Genomic DNA, 16,811 nt, shown 5'->3' with positions numbered 1-16,811 from the left:
CTTTTTCTTGTCTGAAATATCCCGGGGTGAGCCCGGAACGGGCGAGGGGCAGCGCCCCTTGCCGCAGTCCGATTAAGCGTTGGCTTCGCGGATCTTGTCGGCCGCGTCTTGGTCAAACGCCACGCCATTGTCAGCAAACAGCGTGTCCAGCTCGCCCGACAGGGTCATCTCGGTCACGATGTCACAACCGCCAACGAATTCGCCTTTGACGTAAAGCTGCGGGATGGTCGGCCAGTCGGAGTATTCTTTGATGCCAGACCGGATTTCTTCGTCTGCCAGCACGTTCACATCGGCGTAATCCACGCCCATGTAGTTTAGAACACCAGCCACGCGGGATGAGAACCCACACTGCGGCATCTCTTTCGTGCCCTTCATGTAAAGCACCACGTCATTGGCTTTGACGGTTTCGTCGATGCGTGTTTTTGCGTCGGTCATGTGATCATCTCGCGTGTTGTCTGGCTGAGTCTGTTTTCATATCGGACAAATCATCCGCTGTTTCAAGGACAGCAGGCTGTTTATCCCCAAGTCACTTCGAAGGGGCCGTCCAGTTTTGTTCTAAAAATATCTAAGACGACGTGCTGGCTGAAGTTGATAAGCGCATCAGCGGATTCAAAGTCGATATCAAAAAATTTGTCCTCATATCCTCCCGCACTGTCATATGGCGACAACCCACGCTCGCGTGCGCTGCTCTCGACTTGCTCCAAGAACGGTTCGGACCATGGAAATCGTGGGATATCAAATTGATATGTATAGTGCCCGTCTTCTTCGCGGCCGGCGGTCATCTGGACAAAGCGGTCACTCTCGAGGTCTGTGCAGCACACAAAGAACTGATCGTAACCTTCGAAGGCCGCCAACTCTAGAATCTTTGCGCCATACTCTCCAAAGCTGCCAATCAACGAGCCACTGGGGGGAGAATTGACCTCTCCGTGCGGTATCGGTTGGTGGGTAAAGCTGAATAGCATGAACTTTTTGAGCGCAGCACCAATCAGAACCACGATTGCCAAAAAGATGAGAAGTCCAATTAAGACGTTCACTCAGGCACCTTCGTGGTCAGCGCTAGCGCGTGCAGCTCGCCCGAGTCGATTTGCTCGCGCACGGTGGCGTTCACGGCGCGTTGCTGCTGCACGCGGTTCATGTCGCGGAAGCTTTCATCCACGACCTCGGCCGCCCAATGGTTCCCGTCACCTGCCAGATCGGTGATGGTGATCTGAGCGTTGGGGAAACCTGCGCGGATCAGGTCTTCGATTTTGGATGCTTCCATGGACATTGGCCAAACCTTTTATCTGTTTTGTTTAACTTATGTGCCGCGCAGATGGGCTGCAAGGCCTAGCGGCGTGTTGCGGCATCACGAAAACTGGTCAGGACCGCGCGGGCGTCAGACAGAATACCCGCCTCTTCGGCGGCGGCCAGAGTGTCGGCAGTCCACGCGGGCTCAGGTAGTAGGCGGTCAAGCATATCCGTGCGCGCGGCCTCTTGCGAGACCGACAGGGGTAGGCGCGCGGCCAGATGCAGCAGTTCCGCCATGTCACAAATGGCGCGCATCCGGCGATAGGCTTCGGACACGGCTTCCAGCGTCTCGCGATCCGTGCGCCAGCGTTTGCGCGGGAAGATTTGCTGGGTCACATATTGCCCCGCGCCTTTGCAATCGAACTTGGCGCACCCCGGAAACCCTTGATCCGTCAGGGTCTCGTGGATGCGGCACAGGTTGTCCGGGCCAAGGTGACGGCAGGGCGCAAGAGCGCGTTTGTCGAAGGCAAAGTCATCGCCCGCGTCGAATCCCGGTGCTACGCAACACAGCCCCATGCAGCCCGCACAATCGGCGGTCAGCGTCGCGGGATCTTGTGCCAGCGGCACCGGGCCCGTCATTTACGTATGCGCCTGATCGAAGCCAGTGCGGAAGATCTGGGCCAGTTCTGCCAGAGGTGCTTCCGAGCTGCCCATCTTCACGCTGTCGCCGGTGAAGCGGCCAACAGTGGTGATGGTCACGCCAGCGCGGCCGGCTTCGATCATCAGCGCTTCGGCCTGATCGAAGTTGCAGGCCACCAGATAGCGCGCCTGATCTTCACCAAACAGCGTTGGTGTGTCGGCGGCGTCCAGTTGAACGCCGACTTCACCGGCCTCGGCCATCTCGAACGCAGCCAGCGCCAGACCGCCATCCGACAGGTCCGAACAGGCTTTGATCAGCTCGCGGTTGGCGCGGATGAAGTCGCCATTGCGCTTCTCGGCGTCCAGATCGACATGGGGCGCGTCGCCGTCTTCGCGGTTGAAGACCTCGGCCAGCAGGGCGGATTGGCCCAGATGTCCGTTGGTTTCGCCCACGACCAGTGCCACGTGACCTTCGCGGGCCACGCCGCCAATCATGTCATCAAGGCTGTCCAGCAGGCCCACGGCCCCGATGGTTGGGGTCGGCAGGATCGCTTGGCCGTCGGTCTCGTTATAGAGCGAGACGTTGCCCGAAACGATCGGCACGTCCAGCGCGGCCACAGCTTCGCCGATGCCTTTGATGGCGCCCACGAACTGGCCCATGATCTCGGGCTTTTCGGGGTTGCCGAAGTTCAGGTTGTCGGTGGTGGCCAACGGCTTGGCGCCGACCGCGGTCAGGTTGCGATAGGCCTCGGCCACGGCCTGACGGCCACCTTCCAGCGGGTTGGCTTTCACATAGCGCGGCGTCACGTCCGAGGTAAAAGCCACGGCCTTGTCGGTGCCATGCACGCGCACGATGCCTGCGCCCAGACCGGGGGCACGTACAGTGTCGGCCATAACCATGTGGTCATATTGTTCATAGACCCACTGCTTTGCAGCGTGGTTGGCCGAGCCGATCAGCGCCTTCAGGCCGTCGATTGCATCGATTTCGGGTACGTCGGCCAGTTCCTCGGCTGCCGGGGTCTCGACCCACGGGCGGTCATATTCCGGCGCGCGGCCCGACAGAGGCGACAGCGGCAAGTCAGCTTTGACTTCGCCGTGATGCATGATCAGGAAACGGTCATCTGCCAGCGTTTCGCCGACGATGGCGAAATCGAGGTCCCACTTTTCGAATACGGCGCGGGCTTCGGCTTCTTTTTCCGGCTTCAGCACCATGAGCATGCGTTCTTGGCTTTCCGACAGCATCATCTCGTATGCGGTCATGTTGTCTTCGCGCTGGGGGACGTCTTCGAGGTTCAGCTTGACGCCCAGACCACCCTTGTCGCCCATCTCAACGGCCGAACAGGTCAGGCCAGCGGCCCCCATGTCCTGGATCGAGATCACGGCGCCGGTCTGCATCAGCTCCAGCGTGGCTTCCATCAGGCGCTTTTCGGTGAAGGGGTCACCAACCTGAACGGTGGGGCGCTTGTCTTCGATCGTGTCGTCGAACTCGGCCGAGGCCATGGTCGCGCCGCCAACGCCGTCGCGGCCAGTTTTCGCACCCAGATACACAACGGGCATCCCGACGCCCGAGGCGGCCGAATAGAAGATCTTGTCTGCATCCGCCAGACCAGCCGCAAACGCGTTTACAAGGCAGTTGCCGTTATAGGCCGGGTGGAAGCGTACTTCGCCACCCACATTGGGAACGCCGAAACAGTTGCCGTAGCCGCCGATGCCTTCGACAACGCCGTTGACCAGACGCTTGGTCTTGGGGTGATCAACTTCGCCGAAGCTCAGTGCGTTCATTGCGGCAATCGGGCGGGCGCCCATGGTGAAGACGTCGCGCAGAATGCCGCCCACGCCGGTGGCCGCACCTTGGTAGGGTTCGATGTACGAGGGGTGGTTGTGGCTTTCCATTTTGAAGACCACAGCCTGACCGTCGCCGATATCCACGATGCCCGCGTTTTCGCCCGGACCACAGATAACCTGAGGGCCTTCTGTCGGCAGGGTGCGCAGCCATTTCTTCGAAGACTTGTACGAGCAGTGCTCGTTCCACATGGCCGAGAAGATGCCGAGCTCGGTGAAGCTTGGTTCACGTCCGATGATTTCGAGGATCAGCTCGTACTCATCAGGTTTCAGGCCGTGTGCTTCAATCAGGTCGGTGGTGATTTTCGGCTCGCTCATGCTCGGTCCCCTTCGGCGTTGCAGCGACATCGACTCGCAGTGGGCGCGATTGCCATGTCAGTTGCTGCGCCTTTTAGGGGAAGGGCGCGCTTTGGGGAAGGGTCTGGATGCCTTGTTTTGCGGGAACAGGTGGCGTTCAGGCAAAAAAAAGGCCGGGCAGAGCCCGGCCAAGTCCAACAGGGAGGTAAAAACCGACTAGAGCGATGCTCAACCATCGGCTTTGAACCTGATTTAGGTGGGGGAATGAGTCGCTTCAAGGTAAAATGCTGCATTGCAGCTATGCATTTTGCGCATGCCTTGATTGTGTTTTGCGGGTGCTTAACTGCCCTAAGGTCAATTCACCTTCAGATAGTTCAATGATTATATAAACTTAACACGGTAAAGGAGTGCTGGAGTTAATAAAATAAGGCCTAAATGCGTGTAAGTGAGTGTTGCGTGATCGCATCACTATTTGCGAATGTATTTCTTAGCTTGCCATGCTGCGGCGCTGCGCTGCCAGCTCAGATGTGACAAAATCCCGGAACGCCTCGATCCTCTTCGAAGCACGCAATTCCTCGGGGTAGGCCAGATAAACCGGAATATCCTTGCTTTCCACATCGGGCAGAACGCGCGTCAATTGTGGGAAGTCATGTGTGATATAGTCCGGCAGGACCCCAATCCCCAAGTCATGCAAGACCGATTGCAGCACACCAAAATAGTTGTTCACGGTCAGAAGCGACCCGACATCATAGGTTAACAGCTCGCGCACCAACGCGGCCCCGGCGCTGACCTGCGCGGCCGAGGTGTTTTGACAGATCAGGCGAAACTTCGACAGATCCTCGAGCGTTTCGGGCGTGCCGTTGGCCTCTAGATAGCTCGGGGTCGCGTAAAGGCGCATGTGTACGTCCATCAGCCGTTTGCGGATCAAATCCGCCTGGCTGGGCTCTTTCATGCGAATGGCCACATCCGCTTCGCGCATGGGCAAGTCCAAAACGCGCTCTTCCAGCATCAGATCGATGCGCAGGTCGGGATAGCTTTCGTAAAGCTTCGGCAGGCGGGGCGCCAGCCACATTGACCCGAACGCGGTGGTGGTCGTGACGCGAAGCTCGCCAAACACCTCTTCCTTGCTGTCGCGAATGCGTGCAACGGCTGCTTCAAGGCGCTGGTTCATCGCTTTGGTGGCGTCAAACAGCAGCTCACCCTGTTCGGTGAGAATCAGTCCGCGCGCATGACGGTGAAACAGGGTTGCGTTCAACCCTTCCTCAAGCGCTCTGATCTGGCGGGACACAGCGGATTGGGACAAATGAAGCGCGTCACCCGCATGGGTCAGCGACCCTGCATCCGCCACGGCGTGAAATATTCTGAGCTTATCCCAGTCCATGACGTACGAACCAATCCCTGTTAGCGTGTAATCTATTCATACTGTTACCATCAGAATCGTGATGAAAGCCAGAACGGATTGTGATTGGATTTGTTTTGATGGGTCATATATTATGACCTAAAATGGAGGCCAGTCTCCAGCAAGCTATTCGTATTGGGAGGTACGGCATGGGCAAGCCAGAAATCACTCTGAATGACCGGTTCGATCTGTCGAAAGATCAGGTGTTGTTGAATGGCACGCAGGCGCTGGTGCGCTTGATGCTGACACAACGTGAGCGGGACCGGCGGGCGGGGTTCGACACCTCTGGCTATGTGACCGGATATCGTGGCTCTCCATTGGGCGCTGTAGACTTATGGATGTCGCGCGCGCAGGGCGTCTTGAGCGAGAATGACATTCTTTTCCAACCGGGCCTGAACGAAGATCTGGCCGCCACGGCTTTGTGGGGCAGTCAGCAAGCAGAGGTGCGTGGCGGAGGTGCGCGCGATGGTGTTTTTGGCCTGTGGTACGGCAAGGGACCCGGCGTGGACCGCACCGGCGATGTAATGCGTCACGCCAACATGGCTGGATCGTCACCGAGGGGCGGCGTTCTAATGGCGATGGGGGATGACCACACGGGCGAAAGCTCGACCGTATTGCACCAATCCGACTGGGCGATGGTGGATGCGTATATCCCGGTGCTCAGCCCTGCGGGCGTACAGGAAATTATCGACTTTGGTGTCTATGGATATGGCCTCAGCCGCTTTTCGGGCCTGTGGGCCGGGTTGAAGGTGATGAAAGACACGGTCGAGGCAACGTCAGTTGTGGATGGCCGCGTGGATCGGATGCAGCTGGTCACGCCCGAGTTCGACATGCCGGAAGGTGGGCTGAACATCCGTCTGATTGACGACCGTATCCCGCAAGAAGCGCGGATGATCGACTATAAACGTTTCGCCGCCGAGGCCTACGCCCGCGCGAACCGTATCGACAAGCGGGTCTGGGGTAAGCCGGGGGCGAAAATCGGCTTCGTCGCGGCGGGCAAGAATTGGCTGGATCTGGTTCATGCGCTGAACCTGTTGGGGATCGACGAGGCTGAGGCCGAACGTTTGGGGATCACCACCTATAAGGTCGGGCAGACTTGGCCGCTGGATATGACCAGCTTCCACGAATGGGCCGAGGGACTCGATCTGATCGTTGTCGTTGAAGAAAAACGCAAACTGATCGAAGTTCAGATCAAGGAGGCCATCTTTGATGACCGCCGGGGTCGCCGTGTCTACGGCTGGCACAAAGGCGACACATGGGAAAACGGGCGCCAGTTAGAGTTGTTCCCGACGCGCTATGCCTTGGACCCGATCATGATCGCCGAAAAGCTGGGCGATATTCTGGTCGAAGAGGGGCGCGGCACAGAAGCCGTCAAAGCGGGGCTTGAGGCGCTGGCACAGGCACGCGGGGCGGACAATGCGCCAAATATCGCGGCGCGCTTGCCCTATTTCTGCTCGGGCTGCCCGCACAACACCTCGACCAAACTGCCAGATGGTAGCCGCGGATACGCGGGGATCGGGTGTCACTATATGGTGCAGTGGATGGATCGCTCGACGCTGGGATCGACCCAGATGGGCGGCGAAGGCGTGAACTGGATCGGCGAGGCGCCGTTCTCGAAAACCAATCACGTATTCCAGAACCTGGGCGACGGGACCTACAACCACTCGGGCATTTTGGCGATCCGCGCAGCACTGGCTGCGGATGTGAACATCACCTACAAAATCCTCTACAATGATGCGGTTGCGATGACCGGGGGCCAGACCAACGAAGGCGATCTGGATGCGCCCCGAATTGCCCGCGAAGTGCTGGCGATGGGGGTGAAGAATATCTTCGTCGTGTATGACGACAAAGAAGATGTCGACCGCGGTGCGTTCCCCAGCGGGGTGAGCCTGCATTCACGCGACGAACTGTTGCCCATTGAAGAAAAATGCAGGGAATTGAAGGGGGTGTCGATCATCCTCTATATCCAAACCTGTGCCGCTGAAAAGCGCCGCCGCCGCAAGCGCGGGCTGTTCCCGGACCCGGATAAGCGGGTCTTTATCAATACGGATATTTGCGAAGGCTGCGGCGATTGCGGTGTGCAGTCGAACTGCGTGTCTATTGTTCCGGTCGAGACCGAGCTGGGCCGCAAACGTGCTATCGACCAGTCCAGCTGCAACAAGGATTTCAGCTGTGTGAACGGCTTCTGCCCCAGCTTTGTAACGGTGGAAGGCGCGAAGCTGAAAAAGGCGGCTACGGCCGAGATCGACCTGCCGGATCTGCCCATGCCCGCGCTGCCGAAGATCGACGGCACCTTCAACACGGTGATCACCGGCGTCGGGGGCACCGGCGTTGTGACGATCGGGGCCGTGATGGCACAAGCCGCGCATATCGATGGGAAGGGCGCTGGCATGATGGAGATGGCGGGGCTGGCCCAAAAAGGCGGCGCGGTGACGGTGCATTTGCGGCTGGCAGAGAAACCCGAAGATATCTCGGCCATTCGCGTGGCCACTGGGGAATGCGACGCGCTGATCGGGTGCGAGCTGGTGGTCTCGGCGGCGTCAACGACGTTGGGCCTGACCAAGACGGGGCGCACCGGGGCGGTGGTGGATAGCCATGAAACCGTGACGGGTGAGTTCACCCGCGATACGGATTTCAGCATTCCGGGCGACCAGCTGCAATTGTCCTTGCAGGCGCGTCTGCGGGACCGTCTGTCGATGTTTGATGCAAGCGAATTGGCGCGGGTTCTGATGGGCGACAGCATCTTCTCGAACATGATGGTGCTGGGCGCGTCGTGGCAGGCGGGCTATGTGCCGCTGACGCATGAGGCCCTCATGCATGCGATTGACCTGAATGGCCAAGCACCCGAGCGCAACAAACGCGCGTTTGAACTGGGGCGCTGGGCGGTGGCTTTCCCGGAAGAGGCCGCGAAGTATACGCAGAAAGATGTGGTGGAGCTGCCCAAGTCTCTGGCAGATATCATCGCCTTCCGTGCGGATCATCTGGTGAGCTATCAGAACGAAGCGATGGCCCGGAAATACCGCGATTTCGTAGGGGCGATGCCGGAAGAACTGCAGGAAACCGTTGCGAAAGGCTATCACAAACTGCTGGCCTACAAGGACGAATACGAGGTCGCGCGCTTGCTCACGGAAACCCGCGCAAAGGCCGAGGCCGAGTTCGATGGCGATCTGAAACTGACCTATCACCTTGCGCCGCCATTGTTGGGGGGCACGGACCCCGTTGGCCGTCCGAAAAAACGCGGCTTTGGGCAGTGGTTCGAGAAGGCCGCACCGCTTCTGGCCAAGATGAAAGGCCTGCGTGGCACAGCGCTTGATCCCTTTGGCCGGTCTGCCGAACGTGTAACCGAACGCAAGTTGATCGCCGATTACGAGGTCGATATGCAGCGTCTGGTGGCAGGCTTGACCGAGGCCAACATCGAGGTCGCGTTGGAAATCGCGGCGCTGCCCCTGTCGATCCGCGGCTTCGGTCCGGTGAAAGAGGCGAGCGTCGTCGCAGCAGACACCAAACGCCGCGTGCTGTGGGCGAAGTTTGATGGCACCGATCCGGTGCAGGAAGCTGCGGAATAAGAGTTCATCGGGCGACATAAACCTGTTACATCGCGCTGCCAGATATGGCGTCCATCAAGGATCACGCAGATGAGCAGACACGTCGCCCGCGACATCACCTATGCCCACAGCGCCGAAACGCGTCCCGGCCGTGCGGTCATCCGGGTCATGGAGAACGCGACCGGGCGGCTTCGCCTGATCAAGCGCGCCCATGGCTATGATGCCGATGTCGCGCAGGGACGGGACTTCTGGCAGGTGATGGTCGAGCGCTACGGGCTGTCGCTGGATTTCGTCGAAGGGTCGCTGGATCTGATCCCGCGCGACGGTCCTGTGATCGTGGTCGCCAACCACCCGTACGGCATTCTGGACGGGCTGGTTCTGGGGAATATCCTTAGCCGCCACCGCGGAGATTTTCGCATTCTGGCCCATCAGATCTTCCGCAAGGCCGAGGATCTGAACAGGGTGATCCTGCCCGTCGATTTTGCCGAAACGCGCGAGGCGATGAAGGTGAACCTTGAGACGCGCAACGCGGCGCGCAGCTATCTGGCGGACGGTGGAGCGGTCGGAATTTTCCCCGGCGGTACGGTTTCGACCGCGCAAAAGCCGTTCGGCACGCCGCTGGACCCCGGCTGGCGTCGGTTCACGGCACGCTTGATTGCGAAATCCAATGCGACCGTGGTGCCGATCTGTTTCCACGGCCACAACTCGCGCAGTTTTCAGGTGGCCAGCCACTTGCACACGACGCTGCGCATGGCGCTTTTGATCCGAGAATTCGGAAAGCGGACCGACAAACCCGTGAGCTTGTCGGTCGGTCCGCCGATTTTGCCAGCAGAATGGGGCGAATATGCCAAAGACGCCAAATCCATGATGGATTTCCTGCGCGATCGGACCTATGCCTTGTCCAAGACACCCGGTGCCCAAGGCACCTATGGGTTCGAGTTCGAGGACAAGCACAAGGCATAGGGCGATGGCAGTAGGTATTTTCGATAGCGGTCTGGGCGGATTGACGGTTCTGGATGCGGTCTCGAAACGCCTTCCGGATGTAGATTTTGTCTATTACGGCGACAACGCGCACGCACCATACGGGGTACGGGACGCGGATGATGTCTATGACTTGACGACCAAGGCGGTTTCCGCCCTGTGGGATCAAGGCTGCGATCTGGTTATTCTGGCCTGTAACACCGCCTCAGCTGCGGCGCTGCGCCGGATGCAGGAAAGCTGGATCCCCACTGACAAGCGGGTGCTGGGCGTGTTTGTCCCCCTGATCGAAGCGCTGACGGAACGCCAGTGGGGCGATAACTCGCCACCGCGCGAGGTCGAGGTGAAGCACGTCGCGCTGTTTGCCACGCCCGCCACCGTCTCGAGCCGTGCGTTCCAGCGCGAACTCGCCTTCCGCGCCATCGGCGTGGATGTCGAGGCGCAGGCCTGTGGTGGTGTCGTGGATGCCATCGAAGACGGCGACATGATCCTGGCCGAAGCGCTGGTGCGCAGCCATGTGGACGCACTGAAGCGTAAGATGCCCAAGCCCGAGGCCGCCATCCTGGGCTGCACCCACTATCCGCTGATGGAGCAGGAGTTTCAGGACGCGCTGGGGGCAGATGTGAAGGTCTATAGCCAAGCCAATCTGGTGGCCGAAAGCCTTGCAGACTACCTTGAGCGCCATCCCAAGATGCGCGGAACAGGGACAGAGACGAAGTTCCTGACCACCGGCGACCCCGCTCAAGTATCCAACCGTGCGACCCAGTTTCTGCGACGAAAGATCGCTTTCGAAGCCGCCTGATTGCAAGGCGCACGCAAAACACCTATCTATCCTTCGAATTCGCAGGAGGTCTGTATGACCCACAAAATCGCCATTCTTGGTGCGTCCGGCTACACCGGAGCCGAGCTTGTCCGCCTGATCGCAACCCATCCGTCGATGGAAATCGTCGCCCTCTCCGCTGATCGCAAGGCCGGGCAAGAGATGTCGGACGTTTATCCCCATCTGCGCCATCTGGATCTGCCGAAGCTGGTCAAAATGGATGAGATCGACTTTTCGAACGTCGATCTGGCCTTTGCCGCTCTGCCGCATGGGTTGAGCCAAGCACTGGTGCGCGATCTGCCCGAAAGCGTAAAAGTCGTCGATCTGGGTGCGGATTTCCGTCTGCGCGATCCGGCCGAGTACGAAAAATGGTATGGCGCACCGCATGTGGCGGTCGAGCTGCAGAAAACGGCTGTCTATGGCCTGACCGAGTTCTATCGCGACGACATCAAAAATGCGCGTCTGGTGGCTGGCACCGGCTGTAACGCCGCGACCGTGCAATATGCGTTGCGCCCTTTGATCTCGGGTGGGTTGGTCGATCTGGACCGGATCATTTGTGACCTGAAGAACGGGATCTCGGGCGCTGGCCGGTCGCTGAAGGAGAACATGCTGTTCGCCGAACGCTCGACTGATGTTTTGGGCTATGCGCAGGGCGGCACCCACCGTCATCTGGGCGAGTTCGATCAGGAATTCTCGATGCTGGCTGGACGCGATGTGCGTATCCAATTCACCCCGCATCTGGTGCCGGTGAACCGGGGTATTCTGGCCGACTGCTATGTGGACGGCGACCCGCAGGCGATCCATGCCGCGTTGGTCGCGCAATATGCGGACGAGCCCTTCGTCACCGTGCTGCCCTTCGGCAAACTGCCGGGTATGGGGCAGGTGATGGGATCGAACCAGTGTCATCTGGGCGTGGCGGGCGACCGTATTCCGGGCCGTGCTTTGGTCGTGTCGGCTTTGGACAACCTGTGCAAAGGATCGTCTGGGCAGGCGTTGCAAAACGCAAACCTGATGCTGGGCGAAGATGAAACCACCGGGCTGATGATGCCACCGGTGTTTCCGTAAGCGATTGAAAAGGAGCCTGAAATGGCCGGTCTGAAAAGCCTGAAGAAAACCCGTCGTATCCAGATTATCGTTCTGGCTTTCGTGGCGTTGGCGCTGTCGACGGGGCTGATTGGCTTTGCGCTGAAGGACGGGATCAACTATTACCGCTCGCCCACAGAAGTGATCGCCGAACCGCCCCGCGCGGACGAGGTGTTCCGTATGGGCGGGCTGGTGTCCGATGGCTCGATCGTGCGCGGACAAGGCGAGACGGTCAGCTTCTCGGTGACCGACGGGGCCGAGACGGTGCCCGTGCGCTATACCGGCGTGCTGCCCGATCTGTTTGCCGAAAATCAAGGCATGATCGGCACCGGGACCTATGTCGACGGCGTCTTTGAAGCTTCTGAGATCCTTGCCAAACATGACGAGGAATACATGCCGAAAGAAGTCGTGGACAGCCTGAAGGAAAGCGGCGTCTACGTCGAACCGACCGACTGATTTCGATATTGTTAACCTGAGTTCCGCAGCCTTACCCCCGTGTTACAAACGCGGGGAAGGCCCGGATGCAGAGCGTCACAGACATCGCAGATCAGATCGTCGCCCGTGAAGGCGGCTACGTGAATGACCCCGATGATCCCGGCGGGGCGACGAAATTCGGGGTCACGATCCACACCATGCGTCGGCTGGGGTTGGACTTGGACGGGGACGGCAAGATCACGCCCTCGGACGTGAGGCGCCTGACCCGTGCGCAGGCGCGTGACATCTTTCTGAAGCACTACTTCTACAAGCCTCGGATTGATGAACTGCCAGAACCGCTGCAGGCCACAGTGTTCGACATGTATGTCAACGCGGGTGGAAATGCGGTGCGGATTCTACAGCGACTGCTTGCCAAGATGGGCTATGAACTGTCACAGGACGGGGCGCTTGGGCCGCAGACCTTGGGTATCGCGCGCGCCGCCATGAAGGCCGCGTCGGGCCATCTGGTGGATGCCTACGGGATCGAGCGGCGCAACTATTACTACCGGTTGGCAGACCGCCGCCCAACCTCGCGCAAATATGCGCGGCGCAAGGATGGCGGCAAAGGCGGGTGGATCAAGCGCGCTGAGGAATTCATCGCGCCCCGTTATCACCTGACAGATGAGGCTCACAGGGAACGGGTGCGGGCATGGGTGTAATTGGTGATGTGATCCGCGTGCTGTTCGGCGGGCGCGGTAATGTGGTGCGTGAGACCGCAGAAGTGTTTCGTGAGAACGCCGAGGCTGCCTCGGCCCGCGATGCCGGATTGCAGATGACCGCAATCGAGGCCTTCGCCGCCGAGTTCGCCCATGCCCGTCGCGGTCGGTTTGACCGCTTCATGGACGCTCTGAACCGCGTGCCGCGACCGGCTTTGGCCCTGTCGACGCTGGGGCTTTTCGCTGCCGCGATGGTGGACCCGGTCTGGTTTGCGGATCGGATGCTGGGCATCACGCTGGTGCCCGAGCCGCTGTGGTGGCTGATGGGGGCCATTGTCAGCTTCTATTTCGGAGCCCGTCAGCAGGTGAAAGGGCAGGAATTTCAGCGCTCGATCGCCGAGGTGCTGGTGCGCGCCAATGAGTTGCGGGCGTCTGCAGGTCCACAAGAGGCCGCGCCTGTCGCCGCAGGCTTTGCTCAGTTGGGCATTCGCCAGCTCTCGGCAACCGTCCCAGCGAATGTGGATGTCAGCGACAATGCAGCCCTGCAGGATTGGAAGGCGCAGCAAAATGGCAAGTGACATGATCCTGAAGCTGGTGGCCGAGCATGGCCCCTGGGTCTTGCTGGTCTTCTATCTGCTCTATCGCGACTTGCAGAAGGATCAGGCGACGCGCGCGGTGTTGGACAAAAACTCGTCCATCCTGATCGAGATCACGACGATCATCCGCGAACGGTTGCCTTCGGGCGGGGGACGATAATGGTGCGGCACCTGATTACCTGTCTCAAGCTGCGGCTGAAAGACGTCCTTCTGGCGAACCGATTTCAACAAGCGCTTTCACGAAACGAAAAAGCAGCCGCGGAACTGGACGCGGTTGTCAGAGGTATCTTGCACAAATGAAACAAGCAGCTCTCTTAGTCGCGATATTGGCCGTTCTGCTTCAAGCCGGTTACTGGGCCTTTGGCTACCAAGCGATTTTCCAGATCGGGTTCGGGGCCATCACGTTGATGGGCTTGATGATCGCACTTACTTTCCTTTGGCTATATTTACAACGCGCCACCCCCTTAGCGTTGGGCATGGCCTATAGCTGGTGCGGGGCAAGCCTGGTGCTGGGGTGGTGGTGGATTTATGCCCTGCTGGGTGCACCCGAGGCGATGGTCGCAAGCGCGCTGCATTTCGCGCCGCTGGCTGTGTACCTGTCGGGGGCGGTGCTGCATTTCAGCGTAATTCACCGATCTTTCGGGCTGCACGGCGCGGCGTTTCTGGCGCCGGTTTTGGGGGCCGTTCTGTGTTCGACCGGGATTTATGTGCTGGTTCACTAGGCCCGCGCCAGACAAAAGACCGTGACCGGGTGCCGCATCAGTCGGCAAGGGCTAGTGACTGGGGCCGACTCTCTGTAAAGTCCGCTGCATGATTACAGAGCTTGGACATTTTGCGCTGATCTTGGCGCTGGGCGTGGCCGTGGTGCAAACCATCGTGCCACTGATCGGGGCACATAAGGGCTGGAACAGCTGGATGGAGATGGCCGTGCCTGCGGCAACCATCCAGTTTTTGCTGATCCTTACGTCATTCCTGGCGTTGACCTATGCGTTCGTGACCTCGGATTTCTCGGTCCGGCTGGTCACGCTGAACTCGCATTCTGCCAAGCCGATGCTGTATAAGATCTCGGGCGTGTGGGGGAACCACGAAGGCTCGATGCTGCTTTGGGTGTTGATCATCGCAGGCTTTGGGGCAACGGCGGCATGGTTTGGGCAGAACCTGCCACGGACCTTGAAAGCGCGTGTTCTAGCGGTTCAAAGCTCGATCGCTGTGGCATTCTTGGCGTTTATCATTTTCACTTCGAACCCGTTCCTGCGTCTGGCACAGCCGCCTTTCGACGGTCAGGACTTGAACCCGCTCTTGCAAGACCCGGGTTTGGCGTTCCACCCACCGTTCCTCTATCTGGGCTATGTGGGTCTTTCGATGGCCTTTTCCTTCGCCGTGGCCGCCCTGATCGAAGGCCGCATCGACGCCGCTTGGGGCCGCTGGGTGCGCCCGTGGACGCTGGCCGCGTGGGTCTTTCTGACCATCGGCATCGCGCTGGGCAGCTGGTGGGCCTATTACGAGCTGGGCTGGGGCGGCTTCTGGTTCTGGGATCCTGTTGAAAACGCGTCCTTCATGCCGTGGCTGTTCGCTGCCGCCCTATTGCACTCGGCCATCGTGGTCGAGAAGCGTGAGAGCCTGAAAAGCTGGACCATCCTGCTGGCGATCTTGGCCTTTGGGTTCTCGCTGATCGGCACGTTCATCGTGCGTTCGGGCGTGATTACCTCGGTCCACGCATTCGCATCCGACCCTGAACGCGGCGTGTTCATCCTGTTCATCCTGCTGTTCTTCACCGGCGGCGCGCTGACCCTGTTTGCCGCTCGCGCTGGCGCGATGGAGGCCAAGGGTGTTTTCGGTTTCGTTAGTCGCGAAAGCGCGTTGGTCGTGAACAACATCCTGCTGGCCGTGTCGTCCTTTGTCGTGTTTGTCGGCACCATATGGCCCTTGGTAGGCGAGGCATTCGACCGCAAGATCTCGGTCGGTGCGCCATTTTTCGAAGCGGCCTTCACGCCCTTCATGGTGGTCTTGGCCTTGGTGCTGCCGATAGGCGCCATGCTGCCGTGGAAACGCGCCAAGATCGGACGCGCGGTGAAGCAACTGGTACCAGCTCTGGTTTTGTCCATCGCCGTGTTGGCGCTGGTCTGGGCGATGCAGACGGGCAAGTCTGCCCTCGGTCCAATCGGAATGTTCCTTGGAACGTGGTTGGTGACCGGGGCGATGACAGACATCTTCAGCCGTACAGGGCGCGGGGCCATCGCGGGACGCTTGTCGCGCTTGACCCGTTTGCCCGGTGCAGACTGGGGCAAGTTCGCCGCCCATGCCGGGCTTGGGATCACCATGATGGGGATTTCCGGCCTGATGGCGTGGGAGGTCGAAGACATCCGCGTCGCGCAAATCGGAGAAACCTTCCAAGTGGCCGAGTATGACATCACGTTGGAGCATGTCGGGCGCGAGCAGGGGCCGAACTATATCTCGACCATGGCGACCATCGTGGTCTCGGAGGATAACGCCGAGATTGCGGTCCTGTACCCTGAAAAACGCGTCTATCCGGTGCAGGCAATGCCCACCACCGAAGCTGCGATTTCGAACGGGTTCTGGACCGATATCTATGTGGTGATCGGCGACCCGCAGGAAGGTGGCGGCTGGGCTGTGCGCACTTTCATCAAACCCTTTGCCAACTGGATCTGGGCTGGCTCGATCATCATGGCCTTGGGCGGCATCTTCAGCCTGTTTGACCGCCGGTTCCGCGTGGCCGCAGGGGCTGCCAAGACCCGTATGGAAGGGGTGCCTGCCGAATGAAACGTCTGATAGCCTTGCTGGCCGTTATGGGCTGCCTTGCGGCACCTGCCCACGCTGTGAACCCCGACGAAGTGCTGGCTGATCCGGTGTTGGAAGAGCGCGCGCGCGATATCTCGTCCGACCTGAAGTGCGTGGTGTGTCGGGGCGAGAATATTGACGAAAGCAATGCCTCGATTGCGCGTGACCTACGCCTTTTGGTGCGCGAGCGTCTGGTCGAGGGGGACAGCGACGATCAGGTCGTGGACTTCATCGTCGAACGCTATGGCGAATACGTTCTGATGAAGCCGAACCGCTCGGGCGCGAACATGATTCTTTGGGCCACGGGGCCGGTATTGTTTTTGATCGCCGCGCTGTCGGGTGTGCTCTATCTGCGTCGCCGCGCCCAGTCGAAGGACGGAGTAGCCGCGTTGACGCAAGATGAACAGGCCCGGCTGAAAGAATTGCTGGACGAATAAGGCCTGACCACAGGAAACT

17 protein-coding genes are annotated in these 16,811 nt (G+C 59.7%); 11 read left to right on the top strand and 6 right to left on the bottom strand.

Annotation, left to right across the window (positions count from 1 at the left end):
- Positions 1-72 precede the first annotated feature (72 nt).
- The 6 genes from grxD to G0Q00_RS04710 all read right to left on the bottom strand — a co-directional run bounded on the left by grxD (position 73) and on the right by G0Q00_RS04710 (position 5,386).
- Positions 73-435: a Grx4 family monothiol glutaredoxin gene (gene grxD, locus G0Q00_RS04735; RefSeq protein WP_163036860.1), complete on the bottom strand. Its 363-nt coding sequence runs from the start codon at positions 433-435 to the stop codon at positions 73-75.
- Between the two features lie 80 nt (positions 436-515).
- Positions 516-1,034 (bottom strand): hypothetical protein, encoded by a 519-nt coding sequence (locus G0Q00_RS04730; RefSeq protein ID WP_163036858.1) that lies wholly within the window; start codon positions 1,032-1,034, stop codon positions 516-518.
- A complete protein-coding gene (locus G0Q00_RS04725; RefSeq protein WP_108855881.1) occupies positions 1,031-1,267 on the bottom strand; it encodes a BolA family protein in 237 nt (78 codons plus the stop codon). The genes G0Q00_RS04730 and G0Q00_RS04725 overlap by 4 nt, the downstream gene beginning before the upstream one ends.
- Before the next feature lie 59 nt (positions 1,268-1,326).
- Positions 1,327-1,866 (bottom strand): hypothetical protein, encoded by a 540-nt coding sequence (locus G0Q00_RS04720; protein WP_163036856.1) that lies wholly within the window; start codon positions 1,864-1,866, stop codon positions 1,327-1,329.
- Positions 1,867-4,026 (bottom strand): phosphoribosylformylglycinamidine synthase subunit PurL, encoded by a 2,160-nt coding sequence (purL, locus tag G0Q00_RS04715; RefSeq protein WP_163036855.1) that lies wholly within the window; start codon positions 4,024-4,026, stop codon positions 1,867-1,869.
- Positions 4,027-4,492: 466 nt separating this feature from the next.
- A complete protein-coding gene (locus G0Q00_RS04710; RefSeq protein WP_163036853.1) occupies positions 4,493-5,386 on the bottom strand; it encodes a LysR family transcriptional regulator in 894 nt (297 codons plus the stop codon).
- Between the two features lie 167 nt (positions 5,387-5,553).
- Between G0Q00_RS04710 and G0Q00_RS04705 the strand changes: the two genes are divergently transcribed.
- The 11 genes from G0Q00_RS04705 to G0Q00_RS04655 all read left to right on the top strand — a co-directional run bounded on the left by G0Q00_RS04705 (position 5,554) and on the right by G0Q00_RS04655 (position 16,792).
- Positions 5,554-8,970, top strand: coding sequence for an indolepyruvate ferredoxin oxidoreductase family protein (locus G0Q00_RS04705; protein WP_163036851.1), 3,417 nt, complete (start codon positions 5,554-5,556; stop codon positions 8,968-8,970).
- Positions 8,971-9,039: 69 nt separating this feature from the next.
- Positions 9,040-9,912: a lysophospholipid acyltransferase family protein gene (locus G0Q00_RS04700; protein ID WP_163036849.1), complete on the top strand. Its 873-nt coding sequence runs from the start codon at positions 9,040-9,042 to the stop codon at positions 9,910-9,912.
- Positions 9,913-9,916: 4 nt separating this feature from the next.
- Complete coding sequence (gene murI / locus G0Q00_RS04695) at positions 9,917-10,729, top strand: glutamate racemase (protein ID WP_163036847.1); 813 nt, start codon at positions 9,917-9,919, stop codon at positions 10,727-10,729.
- A gap of 54 nt (positions 10,730-10,783) precedes the next feature.
- Positions 10,784-11,812, top strand: coding sequence for an N-acetyl-gamma-glutamyl-phosphate reductase (gene argC / locus G0Q00_RS04690; RefSeq protein WP_163036845.1), 1,029 nt, complete (start codon positions 10,784-10,786; stop codon positions 11,810-11,812).
- Between the two features lie 30 nt (positions 11,813-11,842).
- The gene (ccmE, locus tag G0Q00_RS04685; RefSeq protein WP_163038311.1) at positions 11,843-12,286 is read left to right on the top strand and encodes a cytochrome c maturation protein CcmE; all 444 of its coding nucleotides are present in this window, start codon (positions 11,843-11,845) and stop codon (positions 12,284-12,286) included.
- 65 nt (positions 12,287-12,351) lie between these two features.
- The gene (locus tag G0Q00_RS04680) at positions 12,352-12,963 is read left to right on the top strand and encodes a holin-associated N-acetylmuramidase (RefSeq protein WP_163036843.1); all 612 of its coding nucleotides are present in this window, start codon (positions 12,352-12,354) and stop codon (positions 12,961-12,963) included.
- On the top strand, positions 12,954-13,538 hold the full coding sequence (locus G0Q00_RS04675; protein WP_163036841.1) for a holin family protein: 585 nt from the start codon (positions 12,954-12,956) through the stop codon (positions 13,536-13,538). The genes G0Q00_RS04680 and G0Q00_RS04675 overlap by 10 nt, the downstream gene beginning before the upstream one ends.
- Positions 13,528-13,716 (top strand): hypothetical protein, encoded by a 189-nt coding sequence (locus G0Q00_RS04670; RefSeq protein WP_133487870.1) that lies wholly within the window; start codon positions 13,528-13,530, stop codon positions 13,714-13,716. Before G0Q00_RS04675 ends, G0Q00_RS04670 begins: the two co-directional genes overlap by 11 nt.
- A gap of 136 nt (positions 13,717-13,852) precedes the next feature.
- Positions 13,853-14,278 carry a hypothetical protein gene (locus G0Q00_RS04665; protein ID WP_163036839.1) on the top strand — a complete coding sequence of 142 codons (426 nt, stop codon included), beginning with the start codon at positions 13,853-13,855 and terminating at the stop codon, positions 14,276-14,278.
- A gap of 88 nt (positions 14,279-14,366) precedes the next feature.
- Complete coding sequence (locus G0Q00_RS04660) at positions 14,367-16,337, top strand: heme lyase CcmF/NrfE family subunit (RefSeq protein ID WP_163036837.1); 1,971 nt, start codon at positions 14,367-14,369, stop codon at positions 16,335-16,337.
- Positions 16,334-16,792, top strand: a complete 459-nt coding sequence (locus G0Q00_RS04655) for a cytochrome c-type biogenesis protein (protein WP_163036835.1) — start codon at positions 16,334-16,336, stop codon at positions 16,790-16,792. The genes G0Q00_RS04660 and G0Q00_RS04655 overlap by 4 nt, the downstream gene beginning before the upstream one ends.
- The last annotated feature ends 19 nt before the right edge of the window (positions 16,793-16,811 follow it).

The sequence above is a fragment of the Aliiroseovarius sp. PrR006 genome, from assembly GCF_010500215.1.
GTDB lineage: Bacteria > Pseudomonadota > Alphaproteobacteria > Rhodobacterales > Rhodobacteraceae > Aliiroseovarius.
The sequence above is the reverse complement of the archived record's forward strand: the minus strand, read 5'-3'. Positions and strand labels throughout refer to the sequence as shown.